This is a genomic window from Nonomuraea sp. NPDC049607 (genome assembly GCF_040675375.1).
Classification (GTDB): Bacteria; Actinomycetota; Actinomycetes; order Streptosporangiales; family Streptosporangiaceae; genus Nonomuraea.
In genome coordinates this window covers 46316-53562 of sequence record NZ_JBFAOV010000049.1, presented here as the reverse complement: position 1 = coordinate 53562, position 7247 = coordinate 46316, and the positions used below count along the sequence as shown (strand labels likewise).

The window sequence follows — 7247 nt, the reverse complement described above, 5'->3', positions numbered from 1 at the left end:
CTTCCCCCCCCCGCGGCTCTCCGTTTGTGGGTGGCCCTCCTCCCCCGGCCCCCCGGGGGGGGGCCGGATGAGGGCCGGCCGCGCGACGTCCTCACCCGGTCAGCTCGCCCACCCGCCGCATGACCTCGCGGCAGAACGCGCCCACGCCGTCCGGGTCGTCGACGAACTGCGACGGCTTGATGCAGAAGGTGGTGTAACCCTCGGCCATCCGGGCCGGGATGTGCTCCAGGGCCGGGCCGAGCGGCGCGCAGGAGACGGCGTCGGGGAAGACGGCCCGCGTGCCGCCGGCCAGCTCCAGCTCGCCGATGTCGCGACCGGCCGCCTTCATGCCGTCGGCCAGCGCCTTCATGTCCTCGGCGGGCGGATAGCCGAGCGGGTTGAACCCGCTGCCCCACCGGGTCATCCGGCGCAGCAGGTGGGCGCTCATCCGCGCGCCGCCGAACCACAGCGCCGGCCCGCTCTCCCGGTACGCCTTCGGCTCGAAGTACACCTCGTCGAACCGGTAGTGCCGTCCGCGGTAGGTGACCGGCGAGTCCCGCCAGAGCAGCTCCCAGATCTCCAGGTGCTCGTCGAGCAGTTGCCCGCGCCGCTCGAAGGGCACGCCGAGCGCGGCGTACTCGTCGCGGCTCCAGCTCACGGTGGGCAGCACGATCAGCCGGCCCTCCGAGAGCAGGTCGAGCGTGCCGAGCTCGCGGGCCAGCGCCAGCGGGTGGCGCAGCGGGGCGAGCACCGCGGCGGCGGCCAGGCGCAGCCGGGTGGTGACCGAGGCGACGGCGGCCAGCAGGCCCAGCGAGTACGGCCACGGCGTGAACGGGTCCTGGTTGCCGGGCAGCGCGTACTCGCGGGGGTTGGCCATGCGGCCCCGGGCGCCGGCGTCGGGGCCGAGCGCCAGGTGCTCGCTGACCATGACCGAGTCGAACCCGGCGTCCTCGGCCTCGCGTGCCCACCGGACCAGCACCGGCAGGTCGCGGGCCGAGGTCATCGTCCAGTTCTCGGACAGCACGAGTTGCATGCGCGGTTGCTTCATTTTTCTTTCATACCCGAACGATCTTAAACAAGCTAGCTCTTGAACCAGCTCGTTTGGCACCTTACGATCCCTCCACAATCCGCAGAGAGGTCGCCCATGATCGCCATGAGGGCACGCGCCGTCCCGCTCGCCGTCCTGCTCGCCTTCCCGCTGTCGGTCGCCGGGTGCGGCCTGTCCGACGAGCCGCCGTCCGCCTCGTCCGGCGGCGCCGGGAACGTCATCAAGGTGGGCGGCGTCAGCTCGCTGAGCGGCGCGGTCACCTTCCCCGACTCCTCGGCCGCGGCCAAGGCCGTCTTCGACCGGGTCAACGAGCAGGGCGGCGTGAACGGCCACAAGATCGAGTACGTCAGCGCCGACGACAAGGGCGACCCGGCCGCCGCCGCCCAGGCCGCCAGGGACGTCGTCACCAACCAGGGCGTCGTGGCGCTGGCCGGCTCGGCCAGCCTGCTCGACTGCGCCGTGAACGCCCCCTTCTACCAGCAGTCGGGGATCGTCTCCGTCCAGGGCACCGGCGTCGACCCGACCTGCTTCGAGTCCCCGGCGGTCTCCCCGGTGAACACCGGCCCGTACCTCAACATGGCGATCAACCTCTACTACGCCTCCGAGGTGCTCAAACGGGACAAGGTCTGCATGTTCCTGGCGATCCTCGGCAACACCAACGACGCCTACGGCGGGGCCGTGAAGAGCTGGACCGCCCTGACCGGCAAGAAGCTCACCCTGGACGACCGCACGGTCAAGCCGGACTCCGACCCCACGCCGTTCGTGCTGCGGGCCCGGCGGGAGGGCTGCCAGGCGGTCCTGTACAACGGCACCGAGCCGATGGCGATCGCCTGGATGAAGGTCGTCAAGCAGCAGGACGTCACCGGCATCGACTGGCTGATGACCACCGCGCCCTACACCGAGGCCGTCGCCAAGGCCCTCGGCCCCGACGGGGACGGCATGTACGCCAACGCCGAGTTCGAGCCGTTCACCGAGGCGGACTCGCCCGCGCTGAAGGACTGGCGCGAGCTGATGACCGCGAAGAACGTGCCGCTCACCTCCTTCGGGCAGGGCGGCTACCTGGCGGCCACCTACTTCGTGGACACGCTGAGGACGATCAAGGGGCCGATCACCCGGGAGTCGGTGGCGGCGGCGTTCAGGGCGCTCAAGCCCGTCCAGACCCCGATGACCGGCACCCCGTACGAGTTCGGGCAGGCCGCCCGGCACTTCTCCAACCGGGCCGGGAAGATCGTCCGGCTCAAGGACGGCGCCTGGCACGTGGTCACGCCCGAGTGGGTGCGCTACCCCGGGACGCTCGGCTGATGTTCCAGGGCCTGGTCTCCGGGCTGGCCGCGGGCGGCACGTTCGCCGCCCTCGGCCTCCTGCTCACCGCCATGTACCGGCTGACCGCGACGGTGAACCTGGCCGTCGCCGCGACCGGCGTGGCCGGGGTGTACGTGATGGCCGCGCTCGCCGGGACGGGGTGGCCGTACTGGGCGGCGGCCCTGGCCGGGGTGGCGGCCGGGGCACTGGTGTCGGCCGGGTGCGGCCTGGTGATGACGCGGTGGTTCGCCGAGAGCGGGCCGCAGACCCGTACGGCGGTGTCGATCGCGCAGCTCATCGGGATCATCGCGCTGGCCTACATCGCCTTCGGCGACGAGCCGCGGGTGCTGCCGAACCCGGCCGCGGGCCGCGTCGCCACGCTGGCCGGGGTCGTGGTGACGCAGGGGGCGGTCGTGCTGCTCGCCCTGGCCGTCGTGATCGGCGCGGGCACCTCGCTGCTGCTCACCCGGACGCCGCTGGGCCTGCGCCTGCGTGCCATGGCCGAGCGGCCGGTCACCACCGAGCTGCTGGGCATCGGCACCCGCGCGCTCACCGTGACCGTGTGGGCCCTGGCCGGCGCGCTGTCGTCGCTGGTGCTGCTGGTGGTGGCGCCCGTGCGGTCGAGCGACATCCTGTCGCTGAGCATGCTCATCGTGCCCGCCTGCGCGGCGGCGCTGCTGGGCGGGCTGCGGCGGCTGGCCGGGGCGCTGGCCGGCGGGCTCGCGCTCGGGCTGCTGGAGGGGGTGCTCGCGGGGTCGGCGGTGGTGCAGCAGTACCGGGACGTGGTGCCGTTCGCGGCCATCCTGCTGATCCTCGTGTGGAGCCGGCGCAGGGAGGTGTGGGATGCGTCGCGCTGACGGGCCGGTGGCGCGGCGGACGGTCGCGGGCGTCCCGCTGGACGGGCCGGTGGCGCGGTGGGCGGTCGCGGGCGTCCTGGCGGCGGCGGCCGCCTACGGTCTCGCCGCCGGGCTGCCGGCGTACTGGGTGTTCCTGGCGATGTCGGCGGTCATCTCCGGGGTGCTGCTGCAGAGCCTCGGGGTGGTGGCCGGGCAGGCCGGGATGGTCTCCCTGTGCCAGATGGCCTTCGCCGCCATCGGCGCCTGGACCACCGCCCAGCTCAACGTCTGGGGCGTCCCCGGCGGCCTGTACGTCTGGCTGCCGCTCGCGGGCCTGGCCGCCGTGCCGTTCGGGCTGCTCATCGGCCTGCCCGCGCTGCGGCTGCGCGGCGTGCACCTGGCGATCGTCACGCTGGGCTTCGCCGCGACCGTGGACGTCGTCATGGCCGCCAACTCCTTCCCCGGCGTGAGCCAGGGCGTCGTGGTGGGCCGTCCGGCGGGGCTGACCTCGGACCGCCAGTACTTCCTGCTGTGCTGCGGCGTCTTCGCGCTGGTGGCGGTGGCGCTGGCGCTGGTGCGGCGGACCCGGCTCGGGGCGTCGTGGCGGGCGCTGAAGGAGTCGGAACGGGCCACGGCGGCGGCCGGGACCAGCGTGCCCGCCGCCAAGTTGAGCGCCTTCGCGGTGAGCGCGTTCATCGCGGGCGTGTCCGGGGCGTTGCTGGCCGGGCAGCTCGCCATGGTGGTGTCGCGCAACTTCGACCCCGGGCAGTCGCTGGTGGCCTACGCGGTGGCCGTGATGGCGGGCGCCCACCACGCGGAGGGCGCGCTCGTCGGCGGGGCGCTGGGCGTGCTGGTGAGCGAGCTGCTGCGGCGGCTCGGCGTGCCGCAGCAGTGGGCGAACGTCGTGTTCGCGGTGGGCGCGGTGCAGGCGATGACGCAGGGGTCGGGCATGAGCGACGGCCTCCGCGCCGCCCTGCGCGCCCGCCGCGCCCGCCGCTCCGACGCCCGTCACGCCGACACCGGACCGGGCGTGTCCGCGGCGGCCGGACCCGAGGCTCCGGCCCTCGCCGCGGACGGGCGGCGCGCGGCGCTGCGGATCGAGCGGGTGAGCGTGCGGTACGGCCAGGTCGTCGCCGTGGACGACGTCGGCCTCACCGTGCTCGCCGGCGAGGTGCACGGGCTGGTCGGCCCGAACGGCGCAGGCAAGTCGTCCCTGGTCGACGCGATCAGCGGGTTCGTCCCCACCGGAGGCGGCCTGGTCGAGGTCGGCGGCGTCGCCGTCGCGGGCGCCCGGGGCGGCGCGGCGGTCCACCGGCGCGCCAGGGCCGGGCTGCGCCGCACGTTCCAGCAGGACCGGGTGCCGGTGGGCCTGTCGGTGCGCGAGTACCTGCGGTTCGCCGCGCGCCGCGCGCTGAGCGACGCCGAGCTGGAGGAGGGCCTGGCCGGGCTGGTGACGGCCGCGCCCGGCGACCCGATCGCCGCGCTCGACGTGGGCGCCAGGCGACTGCTCGAAGTGGCCGGCACGCTGCTGGCCCGTCCGGCGATCGCGGTGCTGGACGAGCCCGCCGCCGGCCTCGGCCACGCCGAGAGCGAACGGCTGGGCGCCTGGCTGCGCCGGGTCCCCGCCCGGTACGGCGCCGCCGTCCTGCTCATCGAGCACGACCTGGACCTGGTCCGGGCGGCGTGCACGGGCGTGACCGTGCTGGACTTCGGCCGCGTCGTCGCCCAGGGCCCGCCCGCCGAGGTGTTCGCCGAGCCCCGCGTCCTGCGGGCCTACCTGGGCGAGGAGCCCGCCGCGTGAGCGGGCGGACGGGAGGCGACCCCATGGATCTGGTGCTGCGCGACGTGACCGTGGCCAGAGGCGGCCGGCCGGTGGTCAGGGACGTGACGCTGACCGCCGCGCGGGGGCAGGTCACCGTCCTGCTCGGCCCGAACGGCGCGGGCAAGACGACGCTGCTCGAAGCGGTCTCGGGCGTGGTGCCGGTCGCCGGGGGCGAGATCGTCCTGGGCGGGGCCGCGCTGACCGGCCGGCCGCGCACCCACCGGGCCAGGCACGGCCTGGCGCACGTGGAGCAGGGCCGCGCCGTGTTCGGCACGCTCACCACCCGCGAGAACCTGTCCCTGGCCGGCGACCCCCGGCGCGGCCTGGGGCTGTTCCCCGAGCTGGAACGGCGGCTCGACGTGCGGGCCGGGCTGCTGTCCGGCGGCGAGCAGCAGATGCTCGTCCTGGCCAGGGCCATCGGGACCGGTCCCGTGGCGCTGCTGCTCGACGAGATGTCGCTCGGCCTGGCGCCGGGCGTCGTCCGCCGGCTGCTGCCGGTGATCCGGCGGCTGGCCGACGACGGTTGCGCGGTGCTGCTGGTCGAGCAGTTCGCGCACGCGGCCCTGGCCCTGGCCGACAGCGCGTACGTGCTGTCCCACGGCACGATCACCTACGGCGGCGACCCCACGCCGCTGCGCGAGTCGGATGCCGCGCTCAAGCGCGCCTACCTTGGAGACGATTCATGACTGACGCCGATCTTCTGCTGGTCAACGGGCGGGTGCTCACGATGGACCCGGCGCGGCCGTACGCGACGGGCGTGGCGGTGCGCGACGGCGTGATCGCGCACGTCGGCGACGCCGCCGGCTGGACCGCGGCCGAGGTCGTGGACCTGCGGGGCCGCGTCCTGCTGCCCGGGATCAACGATTCCCACCTGCACGCCTGCGGCTACGGCCTGACCCGCCCGCCGTTCTGCCTGGACGTGGCGGTGGGGTCGATCGCCGAGGTGCGGGACCGGGTCGCCGCCGCGGTGCGCGCCGCAGGGCCCGGCGAGTGGGTGCGCGGGATCGGCTGGAACCCCGGCCGGCTGGCCGAGGGCCGCCTGCCCTCGAAGGCGGACCTGGACGACGTCGCCCCCCACCATCCCGTCCTCCTCCAGGACTTCTCCGGCCACACGACGTGGACGAACTCCGCCGCGCTGCGCCTGGCCGGGCTGCCCGAGGACGGCGACGGCCTGCTGCACCACGGGGACCAGGGCGTCGTCCAGCGCCTGGTGCCCCCTCCGCCGGGCGGCCTGACCCGGGTGCTGCGCGAGGTGGTGGCCGAGCTGAACCGGGCCGGGATCACCAGCTTCACCGAGCCGGGCCTCGGGCCGGGCGGCGGGGAGGCGTTCGCGGGCGGCATGGGGCCGGGGGTGCTGGGCGCGTACGGGGAGCTGGCGCGGGCGGGCGGGCTGACCGCGCGGGTGAGCGTCCTGGGCCTGCCGAGCCCGATGTCGGGCGCCTCGGTCGCCGACACCGCCGCCTACCTCGACCGCCTGCCGGACGACCTGGACGGCGTGGACGAGCGGCTGGTCCGGCTGCTGGGCGTGAAGGTGTTCGCCGACGGGATCCCGCCGTCGGAGACGGCCTGGATGCGGGAGGCGTACCCGTCGGGCGGGCACGGCTCGCTGTGCACGCACGGCGGCACGGACGCCGAGCGGGTCGCCGAGCTGGACGAGATCCTGCGCCTGGTGCACGTCGCCGGCCTCCAGGCGGGCGTGCACGTGGTGGGCAGCCGGGGCATCGACGCCGTGGCGGACGCGCTGGCCGCGATCTCCCGCGAGCACCCGAGGGCCGACCCCCGCCACTACGTGATCCACGGCCAGTTCGCCTCCGAGCAGGCGCTGGCCACGCTCGGCGAGCTGGGCTACGGCATCAACCTGCAGCCGGTGCTCCAGCGCGTCGAGTCGGGCACCACGCGCGAGCTGTTCGGCGCGCGGGCGGCCGAGCGGGAGTGGCCGGCGCGTTCGGCGCTCGACGCGGGCGTGCTGACCGCGTGCAGCTCCGACGCCCCGGTGACCGCGCCGGACTGGCGGGCGGGCGTGGCGGCGCTGGTCGACCGCGACGGCGAGGGCATCTCGCTGGAGGAGGCCCTGGCCACCTATACGATCGCCGGAGCACGGCAGGACTTCGCCGAGGGCTGGAAGGGCACGCTCACCCCGGGCAAGGTCGCCGACCTGTGCCTCAGCGCGGCGACGGCGGACGAGGACGTCGTGGCGGCCCCGGTGGACCTGACGGTGTTCGGCGGCCGGGTCGTTTGGGCCCGTTCGTGAATGGCCAGC

At 75.1% G+C, this 7247-nt stretch carries 6 protein-coding genes; 5 read left to right on the top strand and 1 reads right to left on the bottom strand.

Annotation, left to right across the window (positions count from 1 at the left end; genetic code table 11):
- Positions 1 to 91 precede the first annotated feature (91 nt).
- Complete coding sequence (locus AB0J97_RS46900; protein ID WP_357707575.1) at positions 92 to 1027, bottom strand: TIGR03619 family F420-dependent LLM class oxidoreductase; 936 nt, start codon at positions 1025 to 1027, stop codon at positions 92 to 94.
- A 96-nt stretch (positions 1028 to 1123) separates the two neighbouring features.
- Between AB0J97_RS46900 and AB0J97_RS46895 the strand changes: the two genes are divergently transcribed.
- From AB0J97_RS46895 to AB0J97_RS46875, 5 genes are read left to right on the top strand one after another with little or no spacing between them, the layout of a single operon-like run.
- Positions 1124 to 2329 (top strand): ABC transporter substrate-binding protein, encoded by a 1206-nt coding sequence (locus AB0J97_RS46895; protein WP_364102527.1) that lies wholly within the window; start codon positions 1124 to 1126, stop codon positions 2327 to 2329.
- Positions 2329 to 3186 carry a branched-chain amino acid ABC transporter permease gene (locus tag AB0J97_RS46890; protein WP_364102524.1) on the top strand — a complete coding sequence of 286 codons (858 nt, stop codon included), beginning with the start codon at positions 2329 to 2331 and terminating at the stop codon, positions 3184 to 3186. The genes AB0J97_RS46895 and AB0J97_RS46890 overlap by 1 nt, the downstream gene beginning before the upstream one ends.
- Positions 3173 to 4966 carry an ATP-binding cassette domain-containing protein gene (locus AB0J97_RS46885; protein WP_364102521.1) on the top strand — a complete coding sequence of 598 codons (1794 nt, stop codon included), beginning with the start codon at positions 3173 to 3175 and terminating at the stop codon, positions 4964 to 4966. Before AB0J97_RS46890 ends, AB0J97_RS46885 begins: the two co-directional genes overlap by 14 nt.
- Positions 4963 to 5673, top strand: coding sequence for an ABC transporter ATP-binding protein (locus AB0J97_RS46880; RefSeq protein ID WP_364102518.1), 711 nt, complete (start codon positions 4963 to 4965; stop codon positions 5671 to 5673). Before AB0J97_RS46885 ends, AB0J97_RS46880 begins: the two co-directional genes overlap by 4 nt.
- Positions 5670 to 7238 (top strand): amidohydrolase family protein, encoded by a 1569-nt coding sequence (locus tag AB0J97_RS46875; protein WP_364102515.1) that lies wholly within the window; start codon positions 5670 to 5672, stop codon positions 7236 to 7238. Before AB0J97_RS46880 ends, AB0J97_RS46875 begins: the two co-directional genes overlap by 4 nt.
- The last annotated feature ends 9 nt before the right edge of the window (positions 7239 to 7247 follow it).

Coding starts and splice junctions, on each gene's coding strand:
- AB0J97_RS46890 (WP_364102524.1), top strand. CDS start 2,329: ATGTTCCAGGGCCTGGTCTCCGGGCTGGCCGCGGGCGGCACGTTCGCC.
- AB0J97_RS46885 (WP_364102521.1), top strand. CDS start 3,173: ATGCGTCGCGCTGACGGGCCGGTGGCGCGGCGGACGGTCGCGGGCGTC.
- AB0J97_RS46875 (WP_364102515.1), top strand. CDS start 5,670: ATGACTGACGCCGATCTTCTGCTGGTCAACGGGCGGGTGCTCACGATG.
- AB0J97_RS46895 (WP_364102527.1), top strand. CDS start 1,124: ATGATCGCCATGAGGGCACGCGCCGTCCCGCTCGCCGTCCTGCTCGCC.
- AB0J97_RS46900 (WP_357707575.1), bottom strand. CDS start 1,027: ATGAAGCAACCGCGCATGCAACTCGTGCTGTCCGAGAACTGGACGATG.